Below are 18,323 nucleotides of genomic sequence, written 5' to 3'. Positions count from 1 at the left end.
CATTTAGAATGGAGCATTCCCCATAAACCATCATATTTGCCCCAATCTCATGCCGGAATCATTATTCAAAGTTAAGCGTTTAAGCGATTTAGCCCAGTCAGGCCAACTCAAGGGAAAGCGAGTATTTATCCGCGCCGACCTGAATGTGCCCCAAGATGAGGCTGGAAATATTACCGAAGACACTCGAATTCGGGCTTCTATGCCTGCCGTACAAATGTGTCTCGATGCTGGCGCTGCTGTAATGGTGACTTCACATTTAGGGCGTCCAACCGAGGGTGAATTTAAGCCTGAAGATAGCCTTGCTCCAGTGGCAGATCGCATTGCTACTTTGCTCAACCGTAAAGTCCCCTTAATTAGCGACTGGATAAATGGTGGCTTTGAAGTCAATCCTGGCGAAGTGGTCTTGCTAGAAAACTGCCGCTTGAATGTTGGTGAGAAAAAAAATAATGACGAGCTATCAAAAAAGATTGCTGGCTTGTGCGATGTTTATGTAAATGATGCTTTTGGTACTGCGCATCGTGCAGAGGCAACAACTAATGGTGTGGCGAAGTTTGCTCCAGTTGCTTGTGCTGGTCCATTGATGGCTGCCGAATTAGATGCTTTGAGCCGTGCACTGGCAAGCCCTAAGCGCCCTCTCGTAGCAATTGTTGCTGGCTCTAAGGTGTCTTCTAAGCTCACTATTCTGAAAGCGTTATCAGAGAAGGTAGATGAACTTATTGTTGGCGGCGGCATTGCAAACACTTTCATGTTGGCCAAAGGTTTACCAATCGGTAAATCACTTGCTGAGCCAGACTTGGTTGATGAAGCTAGAGAAATTATGGCGCTCATGGAAAAGCGTGGCGCGCATGTGCCTATTCCTGAGGATGTGGTTGTTGCAAATGAATTGTCGCCACTCGCACGTGCAAACCGCGTCCCTGCAGATCAAGTTGCTGAAGATGACATGATTTTGGATATTGGCCCTAAGACAGCTGCAAGACTTTCCATCATGCTTGCACACGCTGGCACGATTGTTTGGAATGGCCCGTTGGGCGTATTTGAAATTGATCAGTTTGGTGGCGGCACAAAGATGCTTGCTGCAGCCATTGCGCATTCACCAGCTTTCTCTATTGCTGGTGGTGGGGATACCTTGGCAGCAATTGCGAAATACGGTATTGAAAATCAAGTGGATTACATCTCAACTGGCGGTGGCGCCTTCTTGGAGTTCCTCGAAGGTAAAACATTGCCAGCCTTTGCAGTATTGGCCGAACGGGCGAAAGACTAAATATGCTTCGAGCAACAAAAATCATTGCAACACTTGGTCCTGCATCAGAAAAACCAGAAGTATTGCGTGACATGATTCGTGCAGGTGTAGATGTAGTACGTATGAACTTTTCCCATGGCACAGTTGCTGACCATAAAGCGCGTCATGATTTGGTGAGAAGTATTTCTGCTGAGGTGGGTAAAGAAGTTGGCATCATGGCCGATTTGCAGGGTCCAAAAATTCGTGTGGGCAAATTTGCCGACACCAAAATTCTTCTAAAAGAAGGCGAGAAGTTTATTTTGGATATCGCGTGTGAAGTAGGCGATCAAGGCCGTGTTGGTCTTGATTACAAAGAGCTACCAAATGATGTTAAGCCTGGAGATCGACTCTTATTAAATGACGGCTTGGTGGTTTTGCGTGTCGAAAGCGTCAAGGGCGGGGAGATTTTTACCCTTGTTGAGCAAGGCGGCCCACTCTCAAATAACAAAGGTATTAACCGTGCCGGCGGCGGCTTAACTGCGCCCGCTCTGACTGAAAAAGATATTGCTGACTTAGATGCCGCTATTGCTATGGGCGTTGACTTCTTGGCGATTAGCTTTCCAAAGGATGGTGCTGACATAGCTTACGCTCGTAAGCTGGCAGATGCAGCTAGTGCAAAGTATGGTGTTGGTAAGGTGCGCACTATTGCCAAGGTTGAGCGCGCAGAAGCTATTGAGCCCGAAGCCCTGAAAAGCATTATTGCTGAGAGTGACGGCATTATGGTTGCACGTGGTGACTTAGCGATTGAAGTTGGCAATGCGGCAGTGCCTGCATTACAAAAGCGCATGATTAAGTGGGCGCGTGAGGCGGATAAATTTACGATTACTGCTACGCAAATGATGGAGTCTATGATTAATGCTCCCGTGCCTACGCGTGCAGAAGTCAGCGACGTTGCTAACGCGGTTTTGGATGGCACTGATGCAGTGATGCTTTCTGCTGAATCTGCTGCAGGTTCATATCCTGTCCAAACAATTAAAGCGATGGCAGAAATTTGTATCGAAGCAGAAAAGTCAGACCCCGTGAAGTTGGATACGGATTTTCTGGATCAAACCTTTACACGTATTGATCAAACGATTGCATTAGGCGCCTTGTTCACCGCCCACCACTTGCATGCTAATGCGATTGCAGCCCTGACTGATTCTGGGTCAACGGCTATTTGGATGAGCCGTCATAACATTCATGTGCCGATTTTTGCTCTAACCTCTAAGATTGCAACTCAGCGTGCATTAAGCACTTATCGCAACGTGACGCCAATTGGCCTTGATTACACCAAGGATCGCGACACCGCTTTGCAAGAAGTGGAAGCTTGCTTGAAAAAGGCTGGCGCAGTCAACAAGGGTGATACGGTGGTATTAACTTCGGGTGAGCCAATGGGTGAGCCTGGTGGCACCAATAACCTCAAAATCATTCACGTGAAGTAATTCACAGTCTATTCACTACTTTAAACAACACTAATTAAGAGAACATCATGGCTTTAGTATCTTTACGACAACTCTTGGATCATGCTGCAGAGAATGGTTATGGCTTGCCAGCATTCAACGTAAATAACTTAGAGCAAGTTACTGCGATTATGGAGGCAGCCAATGAAGCGGATTCTCCGGTCATCATGCAGGCATCTGCTGGGGCGCGCAAATATGCTGGTGAAGCATTCTTGCGCCACCTCATTTCCGCGGCAGTAGAGGCTTACCCACATATCCCAGTCGTCATGCATCAAGACCATGGCCAAAGCCCAGCGGTTTGTATGGCTGCAATTAAAAGTGGTTTTACTAGTGTCATGATGGATGGCTCTCTCGAGGCTGATGGAAAGACGGTTGCAAGTTACGAATACAACGTAGATGTTTCTAAGGAAGTGGTGAAGTTTTCTCACTCCATCGGAGTCACTGTAGAGGCTGAGCTTGGAGTGTTGGGTTCGCTTGAAACTATGCAGGGCGATAAAGAAGATGGTCATGGTGCTGACGGCAAGATGACGCGTGAGCAGTTATTGACAGATGTTGAGCAGGCAGCAGATTTTGTGAAGGCAACTCAATGTGATGCTTTGGCAATTGCGATTGGCACTAGTCATGGCGCATATAAGTTCAGCAAAAAACCAACTGGCGATATCTTGGCGATTGATCGCATTAAAGAAATCCACGCACGCATCCCAAATACCCACTTAGTAATGCACGGCTCATCCAGCGTTCCGCAAGAGCTGCTTGCTGAGATCCGTGAGTTTGGTGGTGATATGAAGGAAACCTACGGCGTACCGGTTGAAGAGATCCAAGAGGGCATCAAGAACGGTGTTCGCAAAATTAATATTGATACCGATATTCGTTTGGCAATGACTGGCGCTATTCGTCGTTACTTCATTGAGAATCCAAGCAAGTTTGATCCACGTGATTACTTGAAACCGGCGCGTGAAGCAGCCAAAAAAGTCTGTGTTGCACGCTTTCAAGCTTTTGGTTCTGCTGGACAGGCTTCCAAGATTAAACCTATCTCCCTAGAAAAAATGGCTGAACTTTATAAGAGCGGCAAACTAACTCAGATCGTGAAGTGATTTAAATATGGCTGGTTTATACGCAACTTCTATTAAGTCATTACCTTTGCTATCCAAAGGCAAGGTGCGCGATGTATACGCCTTGGGTGATGACAAGTTATTGATGATCACTACTGATCGTTTGTCTGCATTCGATGTCGTAATGGGCGAGCCGATTCCTGAAAAGGGTGTTGTACTGAATCAGATGGCTAATTTTTGGTTTGAGAAATTGGCATCAGTCATCCCCAATCATTTAACAGGCATTGATCCTGCAACTGTCGTCAGTGCGGATGAGGTTAGTCAGGTAAAGGGCCGCGCAGTGGTAGCTAAGCGCTTAAAGCCTATTTTGGTCGAGGCGGTGGTTCGTGGTTACTTAGCAGGTAGCGGTTGGAAAGATTACAAAGAAACCGGCAAGGTTTGCGGCATTGCTTTGCCAGCAGGCTTAGAGAATGCGCAAAAACTGCCTGAGCCAATTTTTACTCCAGCCGCTAAAGCTGAAGTAGGCGAGCACGATGAAAATATTTCTTTTGAAAAAGTCATCGAATTAATTGGCGAGAAGTTAGCCAATCAAATTCGTGAAGTTAGTATTCGCTTGTACAAGGAAGCATCAGAATATGCGGCTACTCGCGGAATCATCATTGCCGACACAAAGTTTGAGTTTGGTTTAGATGATGCTGGTCAACCGGTTTTGATGGACGAAATTCTCACTGCAGACTCTTCTCGTTTTTGGCCTGCTGAAACCTATTATGTTGGCTCAAATCCTCCGTCATATGACAAGCAATTTGTGCGTGATTGGCTTGAAACAGCCGAAGTGAATGGTAAGTTATGGCCCAAGACCGCTCCAGCACCGCAATTGCCTGCTGACGTCATTGAAAAGACTGCCCAAAAGTATCGTGAAGCTCTGACCCGCCTAACTCAGGGATAATAGAGTCTTAGAAAGTATTGAGTTGATATTGAAGGCATTTGGAGAGGTAAATGAGTAAAAAGCCAATAGTCGGGATAGTGATGGGTTCCAATTCGGATTGGGAAACCATGCAACATGCCGCCCAAATGCTTGAGCAGTTTGGAATCGCCCATGAGGCTAAAGTTCTATCGGCACACCGTATGCCCGATGACATGTTTCGGTACGCAGAAAAAGCACAGGCCAATGGCTTGCAGGCAATCATTGCAGGCGCTGGTGGTGCGGCCCATTTACCGGGAATGCTCGCTTCCAAGACAATCGTTCCTGTTTATGGTGTACCTGTGGCAAGTAAATATTTGCGCGGCGAAGATTCCTTGTATTCAATTGTGCAGATGCCCAAAGGCATTCCTGTTGCAACCTTTGCTATCGGTGAAGCGGGTGCTGCTAATGCAGCCTTGCATGTGATTGCAGGCTTAGCTTTGCATGATGCAGATTTAGCAAAGCGGTTAGAAGAGTTTCGCGTTAAGCAGTCTGATACTGCGCGCTCTATGAATTTGCCGGGATATTAAGCAATGGCAGATCGTATGGAGCCCATTTTGCCGGGTTCATATTTAGGAATATTAGGTGGCGGTCAATTGGGTCGGATGTTTACTCAAGCCGCCCAGTCAATGGGTTACAAAGTTTGCGTTTTGGATCCTGGATCCAATAGCCCTGCTGGCTCAATTGCAGAAAAATTTATCCAAGCGGATTACACGGATTCTGCTGCTCTAAAAGAGATGGCCTCACTTTGTGCATCAGTTAGTACGGAGTTTGAGAATGTGCCAGCACAGGCGTTGGATGAGCTCGAGTCATTGGGTGTCTTTGTCGCCCCACGCAGTAGCTGCGTATCTTTAGCGCAAAATCGGGTAGCCGAGAAGAAATTTTTAGCCACCTGGAAATCCGAAACGAATATTGGTCCCGCACCCAACTTTGTGATTGAGTATGATGCCGATATCGATCATGTTCCCGCAGACCTTTTTCCCGGAATTTTGAAGACCGCGCGCATGGGCTATGACGGAAAAGGTCAGGCCACTGTCTATGACTCAGAAGGTTTGAAAACGGTTTGGAATAATTTTGGTCGCGTTCCTTGCGTATTAGAAAAGCGCATGGATTTAGATTTTGAAGTTTCGGCATTGGTCGTGCGTGGTTATGACGATGCTGTAGTTGCTTATCCTGTATCTCAAAATATTCACCGTGATGGTATTTTGCATACCTCGACTGTGCCAGCTCCATCCCTCAAGCCGGCGCAAGAAAAGAAAATTATCGAAGCTGCTAAAGCGCTGATTCGAAAGATTGATTACGTTGGCGTACTTTGCATCGAATTCTTTATATTGAAAAACGGCGATATTGTTGCCAATGAAATCGCTCCTCGTCCGCATAACTCTGGCCACTACACGATGGATGCTTGCGTCAGCAGTCAGTTTGAGCAGCAGGTGAGAGCAATGGCACGTCTACCTCTCGGCGACACACGTCAGTTGGCGCCAGTATCAATGCTTAATCTATTGGGCGACCTTTGGTTTGAAGGTAGTGAGGATCGCGCAAAAGAACCCGCCTGGAATAAGGTGCTTGCACATCCAGATGCAAAACTTCATCTTTACGGTAAATCAGATCCGCGTATCGGAAGAAAAATGGGTCACATCAACTGTTTAGGTGAGGCTCGTCAAAATTGCGCAGCCGTTGCTTCTGAATTAGGGATCGAGCCCTAGAAATGTCTACGGACACAGCTGATAGTCAGTCACCACAATCTTCCGTAGTGATGAATGAGGCAGTGCAAACCTTGCGTGACGGTGGTTTAGTTGCGTTCCCAACCGAGACTGTCTATGGATTGGGCGCAGACGCTAAAAATCCTGAGGCCATCAAAAAAATCTTTGCCACCAAAGGGCGACCTTCCAATCATCCATTGATTGTGCATTTGGCAGCGCCAGATAAATTTGATCAGACGCAGGTAGATTGGGTCCCTATCTTGGCTCCATGGGTAAGGGATATATCTGAGGATGCTTTACGTCTGATGAATGCTTTTTGGCCGGGGCCATTAACGCTAGTCTTTATAAAAGATAAAAGTGTTCTGAATGAATTAACGGGTGGTCAGGATACTGTTGCCATACGCGCACCAGCACACCCGGTAGCACAAGAGTTATTGCGAAAATTTAAGGGTGGTGTAGTCGCACCATCGGCCAATCGTTTCGGTAAGGTATCTCCCACTAGCGCTGCAGACGTTCGTCATGAATTTGAGGGTGTTTTAGATCTCATGATTTTGGATGGCGGTGACTGTGAGGTCGGCATTGAGTCCACCATCATCGATTTATCTTCGGGTGACAAAGCAATCCTTCTCAGGCCCGGTGTCATTACGCCTGGTGAGATTCTGGCTAAGACTGGAATCAAGGTATTTCAGCGTGGAGAAAATCAAGAAACCGGCGAGGGAGAGAGTCTGCCAAGGGTTTCTGGAGGTTTACGAGCGCATTACGCTCCTACGACGCCATTACGTTTATATGCGCCTGGCCGTGTATTGGATGCCTTAAGCGAATTCCCGGATACCAAGTCTCGCGTAGCTGTTGGTGTTTGGGACTCAGAGTCATCGCTTGGCGATGACGGACATCCATCGGTGTGCTTTAAGGAAGTGGAAGTGCCTAGCGATAGCGCAGCTTTTGCTAGCCGGCTTTATCGTTCATTACGTGATTTGGATCAGCAGGACTGGGATTTAATTTTGTTTCCTGAGCTGCCTGCAGGCGAGGAATGGGATGGCGTTAGAGATCGACTTCAGCGCGCGTGTTTTGGTTCTGGACCATCCTCAAGCAGCCACGTCAATAACTGATCATGTGCCTCAAGACCTCTCCATGCATTGGGGCGGTTAATAAAAGAAGTTACCGCATACATCTTTCCGGATTTGCTCAATACATAGCCTGAGATAGCGCGCACATCTGCTAGTGATCCGGTTTTAATTCTGGCCTCAGGTTTTTTCTTAAGATGTAAAAATTTTCTGAGTTGTGTCATTAAGCGATTGCGCATCGTGCCATCAGTTCCGGCAATTGGCAGGCTGTTGTAGAAGATATCTCCCACTGGCAGATTACGCGCGGTTAATAGTAGTTGGTTCATATTCCCTGCAGTAATCGCTTCATTGCGAGAGAGTCCAGAGCCATTTTCAATTACCAGGCCAGAGAAACCAAGGCCATTCTGCTTGAGCCAACTTTGAATAACCAATTCTCCGTTGGCGGTAGTGGCAGGCTTACCCATTTTTTCCAATGCCAGCGTTAAGAGGACCTGACGAGCCATGACATTATTGGAGTACTTGTTAATATCCTGCACATCCTCACCCAGGGTGATGCCTTCATATTACAGTAGTAAGCGGGCCGCAAGTGGTGCCGTAGCATTTTTACCAATTGGTGGCTGCACCCAGCTTCCACCAGCTAATTCCCAGGCAGCAGTAAATCCTTGGGTCAAAAATGTATCGGCATCCAGAGCAACTACGTTGTAATTAACGCCTTTACAACCGCTTGGAAATGCGCCAGAGAATTGTGCAGTCAATAGTTGGCTAGTGCCACTTCCACCCTCTGGGTCAAGATTAAATTGGATATTACTTTTCCAGCTGTCACATGACCGATCAACCAATTGCATTTGGTTATCAATTTTTAGCCCCGATAGAGTGGGTGTGTAGTTGACATCTATGAAGTCGGCAGTACGCGATTTACCTAGCTGAAAGGAGAGCGTTCTAAATGCATAAAGCAAAGGATCCGGCGGAACGTTGTACGCGCGCAGCGACTCACCGTCGATCGTATTGTGTTCCATGACGCTTGGCGCATAGGCACTACGATCAAAGAATAAATTGCCATCAATTTTTTGTATTCCCAGATTCTGCAATTCTTTCATGAGCTTAGCCAGCTCCTCTAGAATAAGCTTTGGATCACCTGTGCCTTGTAAATACAAGTTGCCCTTCAGTGTTCCTTGTCGAATCAGTCCATCGGTATATATATTGGTGTGCCAGCGATATTTAGATCCCAGAATGTCTAGGCCCGTAAGCGTTGTTACTAGCTTCATGGCCTCTGCTGCACGCCAATCTAAAACGCTCTTGCCAACATATTTCCCTGGGTTGCTGGGTTCGATTTCAATGACCGAAATGCTGATGGAGTCTTTTGGGATTTGATTGCGCTCTAGGCTATTGCTTACTGCCTTGGGAATGGATCCATTGACATCATCCGCATGAACTGAAGGGGTGAGTAAGCCAGCACAGACCGTTAGGGCGGCTAAAGTGGGTTTACGAAGGCATTTAAAAAAGTGTCGCATCCCCCATAGAATAAACCCCCGCTATCAGATATCAAAATTACTTAAGAATCTGAAAACTTCTTCATGTGACGAAGAATATTCTGGTTTTGATCCTGTAGGACTAGTTGAAATGACTCTATTGTTGTGGGGAGGGAGGCTTCATTCTCCAGGCGTTCACAAGATTGAATGAATTCTTGAGCGCTGAGTAACTGAGCACCCCCTTTTACTTTATGAATTAGGCTTTTTAATAAGACCTCATTGACTGGCTTGTTCTGTAACATCTCCAAGACTTCGTCGTGCACTTTTTTAATCTCATCGAGTATCACTACGACTTGATTTGGCTTTTCTCTTAAGAGATTCGCGAAGGCGTCAAAGGTATATTCATCCGAAGTATTTTGTAAGCCTTCTAAGGCGTCAACTTCAATAATCTTGAAATAGCGGGCAAGTTCATTTTTAAGGCTCATTAGGCTAAGCGGTTTAATTAATACCCCGTTCATTCCGGCCGCCAAAAACCGATGGCGAGAATCTAGAGCATAGATATCTGCCGTTACTCCGATGATGATGAGATCCGTAAATCCCAGCGAACGAATCTTCTTAGCCAAATCAGACCCCTGCATTCCTGGGATGGATTGATCGGTAATGAGTAAATCAAAATGCTGTTTTGAAAGCAGCTCTATTGCTATGAATGCACTTTCACAGACTTTCACTTCAATGCCGAATGCCTCCAGCTGTAAGGATATGATTTGTGGCGGCTAGCGGGATGGTTCTCAACTACCAATGCGTGGAGCGTTCGTTTCTCGGCCACAGAGCTATTAGAGACAATTTTCCTAGAGAGCAGTATTTGGCTGCTATCAGCGCCGGTCTTCGACGCTGCCATACCTGTACGAGGAAATGCAATGCTGAAATGGATGTTGCTTCCAAATCCAGGATCGCTCTCAAAGTACAGTTGGCTGTTCATTGATGTCACTAGATGATTGGTGATGGTAAGGCCGAGCCCGGTTCCATTGGTTTGATCTGTTTTTCCTGGTACTTGTTCAAAGGCTTGAAGTACTAGCTTGATTTCTTCTTTGCCCATGCCAATACCAGTATCAATAACGCGAAACTCAATCAGTTGTCCAGCATGGTCATCGGCCAATACGCCAATGGAGAAGTAAATTTCACCTTGATCGGTAAATTTAATTGCATTGCTTAGTAAGTTTTGCAGGATTTGACGAAGTCGTAAGGCGTCCATCATGAGGACGGGGGCAATACGCGGGTCTTTAATGGTATACAGCGCGAGCTTATGTTTATTGGCTACCGTTGCGAAGGTTGAGTCAATGTCATCAATCAGAGAATTGAGGCAGTAAGGCTCTAAATTGAGCGTTAATTTTCCTGCCTCTATTTTGGAGAGATCTAAAACCTGATTCAAAATGCCCAAGAGTGATTCTGCGGAAGCATAAGCGCTCTTTAAGAGTAATTTATCGTTCGCTGGAAATTTCTGGCTCGTGAGTAATAGCTCCTGTACTCCCAGAATGGCATTCATCGGCGTGCGAATCTCATGGCTCATAGTTGCTAGGAAGGCAGATTTAGCCGCATTTGCTTTTTCTGCAATCTCCTTAGAAAAAATCAAGTTTGTCGTGATTTGCTCTTGAAGCGCTTTCGTTCTTTGCCAGCGCCACATCATCAATGTCCCGACCATTAGTAGTAAGAGAGTTGAAATCCAAGCTAGCTTGTTCCAGTGAGGGCTATTACTAGACTGCAACTCTAGGGGGTGAATAGCAAATAAATGGCGCGATTCAATTGGATCAAGGTTTTCGAGGAAGTCATCAAGAATTTGATTGAGCGGGGCATCCTGATGTGAGATGAGCCAGCGATATGCAAAAGGCTCCCTGGTGTAGAGGCCATCTATACGCAGTTCTACCTTATCCAACTTTTTTATCCATTGCTGAGCCAGGCGTATCGGGAGAATCAGGGCGTCAATATCATTTTTGAGCAAGTCAAAGGTTAGCTTGTCGATTTGGCTAGATATATTTGCATTGGGCTCTGTGATAAAAAGCTGGCCCTCAAAGCCGCGATCAAAATACGCAACATTATTGGGGTCAATTTATCCCCTTAGCGGTGTTGGTAAGGATGGCATCATGACCCCAAAAAATGGCTTCCGATAATGCGCCGAATCGAAGATACTCCTCATCGAGCGCAGGTGGATCAATGATGAAGCCTACTTCGCCATTAGCTAGCTGACGTAAGCCTTCCTTATCTGTTTTTCTCCATGTCGGTAGAAATTGCTGTTGAGTGTAGTTCCCTAGCTTTTCAAGAAGCATGTGAAATACACCAGCATCTGCGCTGCCCTGTTTGCTTTGCAAGTATGGCGCATACTTTTCATGAATGCTAAATCGAACAATTGGGTGAGCATCGATCCATTGCCGCTCTTCATGGCCTAGAGTGTGCGCATGGATAGTTCCATTTGCCAGTATGGAGGCAACAAGGGCTAAAAAGATAATGAACCGATGCATGCTTACTTTAGCTTTCGATAATCTTATTCATGCGGCAGAACAAAATTAAGTCTGCAATATTGTTTATGCCTAATTTATCGAATACTCGTGTCTTGTATGTGGCGACCGTTTTATTGCTGATGTGAAGCATGTCTGAAATTTGTTGGTTGGTATTGCCTTTTCCGAGGTATTTCATGACTTGCAATTCACGATCAGAGATTAAGGCTAGCTTATCGTTGTCACTCAGAGGGCTATTGCCATTTTTTCCGTGAGTAAAAAAGTTGTATCCCTGTGAGATAGCAACGCAAGCTGCAAGAATGACATCGGCCCCAGCAGTTTTATTGACAAATCCATGTCCGCCTAAAGATCGCACCCTACCTCCATAAACCGCCTCATCCATACTAGATAGCACCAGCATGCGAACTTCGGGATGCATTAAGCCAATGCGTCGGATAACGTCGAAGCCATCTGTCTTTGGCATATCCAAATCTAGAATCACCATGTTTGGATTTACTTCTTTCATGGATCTCAGACATTCCTCGCCATTTTGGGCTTGTCCGACAATTTCAAACAACAACTGATCTTGCAACATACTTTTAAGAGCCATCAGCATAGCTGGATGGTCGTCTACCAACATCACGCGTTTTCTCATTACTTATCTCCGTTTTGGTTTGGGTGTTGATGAGGGTGCAGCGAAAAAATGGCTTTAGCAATTCTGCTATCATTAATTTGTAAGGTTTGGTGCCTACTTAATGGGGGCATCATCAAACCGCCATAGCAATAGTCTATCTGCCACTCAGCGGCATTTTCAATATCTTTTACAAGCGCAATATTGCTAGCGTAAATTTGTGTTGATGAGTACGCAGGCCGTCTTATTTGTGAGAGCGCATCAAACGGCAGCATCTCGTTTCGGAGTTGAGTCATATCAATATGAACGCCATCCATTTGCATCTCTTCCACCCACTGCAATTGCTCAACGCTGCCTGAAAAATTGAGAAAGTGCAGCAACGCTCCTAGACGGCGCATTCGCAGTAAGCCATCTTTATATGTGGATGACATGCTGTACTCGGGAATAGACTGAAGTCCGATAGCTACCAATCCGACTGGTAGGCGTGAATTCAAAATCAGATCACTCATGGCGTCTACATACTCGCTCGATGCCATGACATTTGTTGGAACGGGCAAGATTCCAGGAATAAATCTTCCGCTACGATGCCAGTAAGAGAAGCATCTAGGCCTTCCATAAAAAAAGGCGTAGAAACTGCATATCAGTTGCGGTGATTAATGGTCTAAATAAAGATCCGATCAGTTTTGTCCCCTTGCAATTAAATATGGGTTCATGGCTAATCGCTTGTCGCTTGGACCAGGATTGATGTTCTTCAAGGGCTTGGCTGCTAATGCCAAGGTGCGCCACAGGCGTCTCGTACTTCTTGGAAGGGTTTGTTCTTCCATGCCTTTACAAGCGTGTACAGCCGGGATTTCGGGCTCATCAGCATTTTCCAATCGGTGACTGTCCAGTCTAGGCAGGACGGATTGGAGGGGTAAGGGCTTAAGGCTGATTTATCTGTAGGAAAAGGCCTACTTACCTGTCCCCAGTATAGATAGGGCTTAAATCCATAAAGAATTTAAGGTGATCCGCCCTTGAAATCCGCTGAATCAGACCTATATAATCAGCACTCCCTACATGCGAGTGCTACAATATAGGCAGTTTATTTGTAAATTCACCCTAATTTGCGTGTAATGAGATTGTAAATCATTGATTTATATAGTTTATTTAAATAGTTAACACTTACTAACATAGGAGAAGAGATGAATTTGCGTCCCTTACATGATCGCGTAATCATCAAGCGTTTAGATCAAGAATCAAAAACTGCTTCCGGAATCATCATTCCTGATGCTGCTGCAGAGAAACCTGATCAAGGTGAAGTTTTGGCAGTAGGCCCAGGTAAGCGCGATGACAGCGGCAAATTAAACGCACCTGACGTCAAAGTAGGCGATCGCGTGTTGTTTGGTAAATATGCAGGTCAAACAGTAAAAGTTGACAGCGAAGAACTCATCGTGATGCGTGAAGACGACATCATGGCTGTTGTACAGAAGTAATTTCGGTATTTAAGAGAGGAATTTAATCATGGCAGCAAAAGACGTTGTATTTGGAGATAGCGCTCGCACCAAGATGGTCGAAGGCGTGAATATTCTTGCTAATGCAGTTAAAACAACTTTGGGGCCAAAGGGTCGCAATGTTGTGATCGAGCGTTCATTCGGTGGACCAACAATCACTAAAGATGGTGTATCTGTTGCAAAAGAAATCGAACTCAAAGACAAGCTCCAGAATATGGGTGCGCAGATGGTTAAGGAAGTTGCTTCCAAAACTGCTGACATCGCAGGTGACGGTACAACTACCGCTACTGTGTTGGCTCAGTCTATCGTTCGCGAAGGTATGAAATATGTTGTTTCAGGCCATAACCCAATGGACCTCAAGCGCGGTATTGATAAGGCTATTACAGCCGCAATCGAAGAGCTGGCAAAAATCAGCAAGCCTTGCACAACTACTAAAGAAATTGCTCAAGTAGGCTCTATCTCTGCAAACAGCGACCATAGCATTGGTCAGCGCATTGCAGAGGCGATGGAAAAAGTAGGCAAAGAAGGCGTTATCACTGTTGAAGATGGCAAGTCTTTGGAAGACGAGCTTGAAGTAGTTGAAGGTATGCAGTTTGATCGTGGCTACCTCTCTCCATACTTCATCAATCAACCAGAAAAGCAAGTTGCCGTATTGGAAAGCCCATACGTTCTCTTGTTTGACAAGAAGATTGCCAACATTCGTGATTTGCTCCCAGTACTCGAGCAAGTAGCGAAGTCTGGTCGCCCATTGTTGATCATTGCTGAAGATGTTGAAGGCGAAGCCTTGGCAACTTTAGTTGTGAATAACATTCGCGGAATTATTAAGACTTGTGCTGTTAAGGCTCCAGGCTTTGGTGATCGTCGTAAAGCTATGTTGGAAGACATCGCGATTTTGACTGGCGGTACAGTAATCGCTGAAGAAATCGGACTCACACTCGAGAAAACAACTCTTGAGCACTTGGGTCAAGCTAAACGTATCGAAGTAGGCAAAGAAAACACTATCATCATTGACGGTGCTGGCGATGCTAAAGCGATTGAAGCTCGCGTGAAGAACATCCGTGTTCAGATCGAAGAAGCAACTAGCGACTACGACAAAGAAAAATTGCAAGAGCGTGTAGCCAAATTGGCTGGCGGTGTTGCAGTGATTCGTGTTGGTGCCGCTACTGAAGTCGAGATGAAAGAGAAGAAAGCCCGCGTTGATGACGCATTGCATGCAACTCGTGCAGCTGTTGAAGAGGGCATCGTTCCTGGCGGTGGCGTAGCCTTGATTCGTGCAATGCAAGGTATCAAGGGCTTGAAAGGCGATAACGCTGATCAAGACGCTGGTATCAGCATCGTATTGCGCGCTATGCAAGAGCCATTACGTACGATCGTAAGTAATGCCGGTGAAGACGCTGGTGTGGTTGTTAATGCTGTGCAAGCAAGCAAAGGTAATAACGGCTACAACGCGGCTACCGGCGAGTATGGTGACCTCGTTGCACAAGGCGTGATTGACCCAACCAAAGTAACTAAGACTGCATTGGTAAATGCTGCTTCTGTTGCAGGATTGTTGTTGACTACTGACTGTGCAATCTCCGAAGCACCAAAAGATGACTCTGCTGGTGGCGGTATGCCTGATATGGGCGGCATGGGCGGCATGGGCGGCATGATGTAATAGCCGTCAATTTCCTCAGCCCTCTGGCTGTAGAAACTAAAACGCCTAGTTCAAAGGACTAGGCGTTTTTTATTTGTTACAGTGAACCCATGAATAAATACCTCAAGTTGATAGCTGCCTTTCTTATCCTGTCTTTTGGTGCGGCATACGCCCAGACTTCCCCACAAGCAATCCCAGTATTTGAGAAAAGCATAACGAACTTGCGCAATCAGCGATATTGCGAGGTTTTGGTGGGGAAGCGTAATTGGCTTCAGCTGGAAGTGGGGGTATTTAATACGCAAGGACTTAACCTTTGCCCTGAGGCCCAGTGGAAATCTTTAAGCAAAGAATCGATTGCCAAAACTCATGATGCTTCATTTGTTTTATTGAATGGCCCTCGCTACTGGATGATGGATGAGATTCAGGCTGCAGGCGCAACCATCAATGGCGTTAAAGAGTCTTTTGGTGGTATTGAGATGAATTTACGTGCCACTATTGATCTGAGCTTATTTAAACAACTAATAGGGAGCAAGCATTACACCCCCAATCAAATAACCAGGACGACCAATTTTATCTATAAAGCAGGAAGCCCTATTTATGAGCTCACTTCACCTGCTGGAGATGTTTATGTGATGCAGTCTTATTCTCAGATTGTTGAATCATCACTAAGCATGCAAGATCTTTCTCTGCTTGATAAGCAACTCAAGCTTCCGGCTGGCTGGGTTTATAGCAGCAGACTGTTGGAGAAGGATTTGTCTTTAATTGCAAATGGTATCGCCTATGTATTACAGGACAATTTATCCAACAGCTATCAGAGGCCTATCAGAGGCGATAGATGCCATCTTAATTTATTGCAATAACTTTTGAACGCGTAAAAAATCGGCATTCATTGATTCGTATGGGAAAAGTTCATTCGGAAACTCCAAGGAAAAGATCACATAGAGTGCAAGCCCCATTATTCCAAGGCAAATAATGGTTAAGAACCAATCTTCTTCTTTTTGAACTGCCATGGCATAACCGCTTAATAGTGCGCCAATTGTGAGAAGTGCAAATAAAAAGCGCTCAATAATTACCGGGGGATGATGTCTGGCGTTGAGAATTCCAGATTTAAATACTTCGAATAGATGTTCTGTTTGAGGCCCTAAGATCTTGTCGGCCAAGTCTTTATTGACTCCTGATGCGCGAGCAATGCTTGTCACTATTAACTCATTAAGGTTGTTTATTTTCCCTTTTACTCGGCCTAGATTTTCATTTAGAGAGTCGAATGATTTGACGTTTTGGTAAACGGAAATACGGGCTGAAAGAATCTCCTTGAGGGTATTTCGCACTGCGACTTGATCTGCTGGATTGAGATACTTGCTTGATTCATAAACTTGACCAATGGCATCTGCTTGGGCGCGATTGAGGGCAATACGAACATCAAAATGGTCATTAGCACTCGAAAATGTAAAGCCCAGAACAAGTGCGGATAGGCCAAAGATGGCGGCAGCCAAAGAGTCTCGCACCACGACTTTTTGTGAGGTACGAAGCCGGTATTTTCCAAAGAACCAGCCAATACCCAAAAAAATCACAATTGAGATAAGGAATATGTAGGGTGCAAACTTCACTACATTAAGGTGGCCTTCAATAAGGTAATGCATGACTAACCTTTGGACGGTGGTATGACTTGGTTGATAGGTGTAATTAGTGTAATAAAAAACCGCCCGAAGGTGGTCATTTATTTAATGGTTTTGATAAATAATCTTATTCAACGGCCTTAACCATCTCCTCAACCACTTTCTTCGCATCACCGAAGACCATCATGGTTTTATCCATGTAGAAGAGTTCGTTATCAAGGCCTGCATAACCCGCTGCCATTGAACGTTTGTTCACAATAATGGTTTTAGCTTTAAATGCTTCCAAGATTGGCATACCAAAGATTGGGCTGCCCGGAGTGCGCGCTGCTGGGTTAACTACGTCGTTTGCACCAAGCACCAGAACTACGTCAGCCTGACCAAAATCGCTGTTGATGTCTTCCATCTCAAATACTTGATCGTATGGTACTTCAGCTTCAGCCAACAGTACATTCATATGACCAGGCATACGACCTGCTACTGGGTGAATCGCGTATTTCACAGTCACGCCATGATGAGTTAACTTTTCAGTCAGTTCTTTCAATGCATGTTGCGCGCGAGCCACTGCCAAGCCATAACCTGGAACGATGATGACGGTGTCAGCATTTTCCATAAGGAAAGCTGCATCTTCAGGTGAACCTGTTTTGTAATTCTTAGGGCCGCCATCATCGCCACCGCCTGCAGCAGCTTCGGCACCGAAGCCACCAAGCAATACAGCCAGAATGGAGCGGTTCATTGCCTTACACATGATGTAAGACAGAATTGCGCCTGAGGATCCAACGAAAGCACCAGCGATGATCAATACTGGGTTATTCAAAGTAAAACCAATGCCCGCAGCCGCCCAACCGGAGTAGCTGTTCAGCATAGATACAACCACTGGCATATCAGCGCCGCCAATAGGAATGATTAAGGTCACACCCAATACCAATGCAATCGCACACATTGCCAAGAAGGCTGCGTGGCTGTCGCCCATGTAGTAAGCAATACCTGCGCCCACCATGGAAACGGCCAAGATTAAATTGAGTAAATGCTGACCAGCGAAGCTGACGGGTTTGCCGCTGACCTTGCCTGATAACTTGCCGAAAGCAATAACAGATGCGGTAAAGGTAATTGCGCCAATAAACGCGCCAATAAAGAGCTCGATCTTCTGAGCGCCAGTATGGTCGTGCGCTGGATTAAACACGGCGGCAACCGCAATCAATACAGCTGACAAACCAACAAAAGAGTGCATTAAAGCAACCAACTCCGGCATCTTGGTCATTTGCACGCGCTTAGCGGCAATCGTTCCAATGATGGCGCCACCAACAATCGCAACGCCAATTAAAGAGATAACTGGTTTGAAGTCAGGAATAAAGAAAGTGGTGATGACTGCCAGCAACATACCAATCATGCCAAAGGTATTGCCTTGGCGTGATGTAGTTGGTGAAGATAGGCCGCGCAAAGCGAGGATGAACAACACCGATGAGATGAGATAGGAAATAGCGGTTATGTTTGACATAG

17 protein-coding genes and 1 pseudogene are annotated in these 18,323 nt (G+C 45.8%); 10 read left to right on the top strand and 8 right to left on the bottom strand.

The window, feature by feature from the left end:
* Positions 1–49 precede the first annotated feature (49 nt).
* The 7 genes from DXE27_RS02080 to DXE27_RS02050 are packed head-to-tail and all read left to right on the top strand — an operon-like array spanning position 50 to position 7,543.
* Positions 50–1,261 (top strand): phosphoglycerate kinase, encoded by a 1,212-nt coding sequence (locus tag DXE27_RS02080; RefSeq protein WP_128112713.1) that lies wholly within the window; start codon positions 50–52, stop codon positions 1,259–1,261.
* 2 nt (positions 1,262–1,263) lie between these two features.
* Positions 1,264–2,700 (top strand): pyruvate kinase, encoded by a 1,437-nt coding sequence (pyk, locus tag DXE27_RS02075; protein ID WP_128112712.1) that lies wholly within the window; start codon positions 1,264–1,266, stop codon positions 2,698–2,700.
* Positions 2,701–2,747: 47 nt separating this feature from the next.
* Positions 2,748–3,812, top strand: coding sequence for a class II fructose-bisphosphate aldolase (fba, locus tag DXE27_RS02070; RefSeq protein ID WP_128112711.1), 1,065 nt, complete (start codon positions 2,748–2,750; stop codon positions 3,810–3,812).
* A 7-nt stretch (positions 3,813–3,819) separates the two neighbouring features.
* A complete protein-coding gene (locus DXE27_RS02065; RefSeq protein ID WP_128112710.1) occupies positions 3,820–4,716 on the top strand; it encodes a phosphoribosylaminoimidazolesuccinocarboxamide synthase in 897 nt (298 codons plus the stop codon).
* 50 nt (positions 4,717–4,766) lie between these two features.
* Entirely contained in the window at positions 4,767–5,261 is a 495-nt protein-coding gene (gene purE, locus DXE27_RS02060; protein ID WP_128112709.1) for a 5-(carboxyamino)imidazole ribonucleotide mutase, read from the top strand.
* A 3-nt stretch (positions 5,262–5,264) separates the two neighbouring features.
* Positions 5,265–6,437, top strand: coding sequence for a 5-(carboxyamino)imidazole ribonucleotide synthase (locus DXE27_RS02055; protein WP_128112708.1), 1,173 nt, complete (start codon positions 5,265–5,267; stop codon positions 6,435–6,437).
* A gap of 2 nt (positions 6,438–6,439) precedes the next feature.
* Positions 6,440–7,543, top strand: a complete 1,104-nt coding sequence (locus tag DXE27_RS02050; RefSeq protein ID WP_128112707.1) for an L-threonylcarbamoyladenylate synthase — start codon at positions 6,440–6,442, stop codon at positions 7,541–7,543.
* On the opposite strand, the pseudogene dacB reads toward DXE27_RS02050, so the two are convergent.
* The 6 genes and pseudogenes from dacB to DXE27_RS09025 all read right to left on the bottom strand — a co-directional run bounded on the left by dacB (position 7,489) and on the right by DXE27_RS09025 (position 12,644).
* Positions 7,489–9,009: pseudogene (gene dacB, locus DXE27_RS09540) on the bottom strand (D-alanyl-D-alanine carboxypeptidase/D-alanyl-D-alanine endopeptidase). The gene DXE27_RS02050 and the pseudogene dacB overlap by 55 nt on opposite strands.
* 41 nt (positions 9,010–9,050) lie before the next feature.
* Complete coding sequence (locus DXE27_RS02040; protein WP_172457100.1) at positions 9,051–9,695, bottom strand: response regulator; 645 nt, start codon at positions 9,693–9,695, stop codon at positions 9,051–9,053.
* Complete coding sequence (locus tag DXE27_RS02035) at positions 9,692–10,897, bottom strand: sensor histidine kinase (RefSeq protein WP_128112705.1); 1,206 nt, start codon at positions 10,895–10,897, stop codon at positions 9,692–9,694. The genes DXE27_RS02040 and DXE27_RS02035 overlap by 4 nt, the downstream gene beginning before the upstream one ends.
* A 169-nt stretch (positions 10,898–11,066) precedes the next feature.
* Entirely contained in the window at positions 11,067–11,480 is a 414-nt protein-coding gene (locus DXE27_RS02030; RefSeq protein ID WP_128112704.1) for a type 2 periplasmic-binding domain-containing protein, read from the bottom strand.
* A 7-nt stretch (positions 11,481–11,487) separates the two neighbouring features.
* Positions 11,488–12,111 (bottom strand): response regulator transcription factor, encoded by a 624-nt coding sequence (locus DXE27_RS02025; RefSeq protein WP_128112703.1) that lies wholly within the window; start codon positions 12,109–12,111, stop codon positions 11,488–11,490.
* Positions 12,111–12,644, bottom strand: coding sequence for a hypothetical protein (locus DXE27_RS09025; RefSeq protein WP_197712277.1), 534 nt, complete (start codon positions 12,642–12,644; stop codon positions 12,111–12,113). Before DXE27_RS09025 ends, DXE27_RS02025 begins: the two co-directional genes overlap by 1 nt.
* A gap of 624 nt (positions 12,645–13,268) precedes the next feature.
* On the opposite strand from DXE27_RS09025, the gene DXE27_RS02015 reads away from it, so the two are divergent.
* The 3 genes from DXE27_RS02015 (at position 13,269) to DXE27_RS02005 (ending at position 16,070) form a co-directional block, all read left to right on the top strand.
* Positions 13,269–13,559, top strand: coding sequence for a co-chaperone GroES (locus DXE27_RS02015; RefSeq protein WP_072582790.1), 291 nt, complete (start codon positions 13,269–13,271; stop codon positions 13,557–13,559).
* 28 nt (positions 13,560–13,587) lie between these two features.
* On the top strand, positions 13,588–15,231 hold the full coding sequence (groL, locus tag DXE27_RS02010) for a chaperonin GroEL (protein ID WP_128112702.1): 1,644 nt from the start codon (positions 13,588–13,590) through the stop codon (positions 15,229–15,231).
* An 89-nt stretch (positions 15,232–15,320) separates the two neighbouring features.
* Positions 15,321–16,070 (top strand): hypothetical protein, encoded by a 750-nt coding sequence (locus tag DXE27_RS02005; protein ID WP_128112701.1) that lies wholly within the window; start codon positions 15,321–15,323, stop codon positions 16,068–16,070.
* On the opposite strand, the gene DXE27_RS02000 is transcribed toward DXE27_RS02005, so the two are convergent.
* Both DXE27_RS02000 and DXE27_RS01995 read right to left on the bottom strand, forming a co-directional pair.
* Positions 16,059–16,850 carry a hypothetical protein gene (locus tag DXE27_RS02000; RefSeq protein ID WP_128112700.1) on the bottom strand — a complete coding sequence of 264 codons (792 nt, stop codon included), beginning with the start codon at positions 16,848–16,850 and terminating at the stop codon, positions 16,059–16,061. The genes DXE27_RS02005 and DXE27_RS02000 overlap by 12 nt on opposite strands.
* 103 nt (positions 16,851–16,953) lie before the next feature.
* Positions 16,954–18,321: an NAD(P)(+) transhydrogenase (Re/Si-specific) subunit beta gene (locus tag DXE27_RS01995; RefSeq protein ID WP_128112699.1), complete on the bottom strand. Its 1,368-nt coding sequence runs from the start codon at positions 18,319–18,321 to the stop codon at positions 16,954–16,956.
* Between the last annotated feature and the right edge of the window lie 2 nt (positions 18,322–18,323).

It is taken from the genome of Polynucleobacter necessarius, from assembly GCF_900096755.1.
Classification (GTDB): Bacteria; Pseudomonadota; Gammaproteobacteria; order Burkholderiales; family Burkholderiaceae; genus Polynucleobacter; species Polynucleobacter necessarius_K.
The sequence above is the reverse complement of the archived record's forward strand: the minus strand, read 5'-3'. Positions and strand labels throughout refer to the sequence as shown.

Coding starts and splice junctions, on each gene's coding strand:
- DXE27_RS02080 (WP_128112713.1), top strand. CDS start 50: ATGCCGGAATCATTATTCAAAGTTAAGCGTTTAAGCGATTTAGCCCAG.
- pyk (WP_128112712.1), top strand. CDS start 1,264: ATGCTTCGAGCAACAAAAATCATTGCAACACTTGGTCCTGCATCAGAA.
- fba (WP_128112711.1), top strand. CDS start 2,748: ATGGCTTTAGTATCTTTACGACAACTCTTGGATCATGCTGCAGAGAAT.
- DXE27_RS02065 (WP_128112710.1), top strand. CDS start 3,820: ATGGCTGGTTTATACGCAACTTCTATTAAGTCATTACCTTTGCTATCC.
- purE (WP_128112709.1), top strand. CDS start 4,767: ATGAGTAAAAAGCCAATAGTCGGGATAGTGATGGGTTCCAATTCGGAT.
- DXE27_RS02055 (WP_128112708.1), top strand. CDS start 5,265: ATGGCAGATCGTATGGAGCCCATTTTGCCGGGTTCATATTTAGGAATA.
- DXE27_RS02050 (WP_128112707.1), top strand. CDS start 6,440: ATGTCTACGGACACAGCTGATAGTCAGTCACCACAATCTTCCGTAGTG.
- DXE27_RS02030 (WP_128112704.1), bottom strand. CDS start 11,480: ATGCATCGGTTCATTATCTTTTTAGCCCTTGTTGCCTCCATACTGGCA.
- DXE27_RS02025 (WP_128112703.1), bottom strand. CDS start 12,111: ATGAGAAAACGCGTGATGTTGGTAGACGACCATCCAGCTATGCTGATG.
- DXE27_RS02015 (WP_072582790.1), top strand. CDS start 13,269: ATGAATTTGCGTCCCTTACATGATCGCGTAATCATCAAGCGTTTAGAT.
- groL (WP_128112702.1), top strand. CDS start 13,588: ATGGCAGCAAAAGACGTTGTATTTGGAGATAGCGCTCGCACCAAGATG.
- DXE27_RS02005 (WP_128112701.1), top strand. CDS start 15,321: ATGAATAAATACCTCAAGTTGATAGCTGCCTTTCTTATCCTGTCTTTT.
- DXE27_RS02000 (WP_128112700.1), bottom strand. CDS start 16,850: ATGCATTACCTTATTGAAGGCCACCTTAATGTAGTGAAGTTTGCACCC.
- DXE27_RS01995 (WP_128112699.1), bottom strand. CDS start 18,321: ATGTCAAACATAACCGCTATTTCCTATCTCATCTCATCGGTGTTGTTC.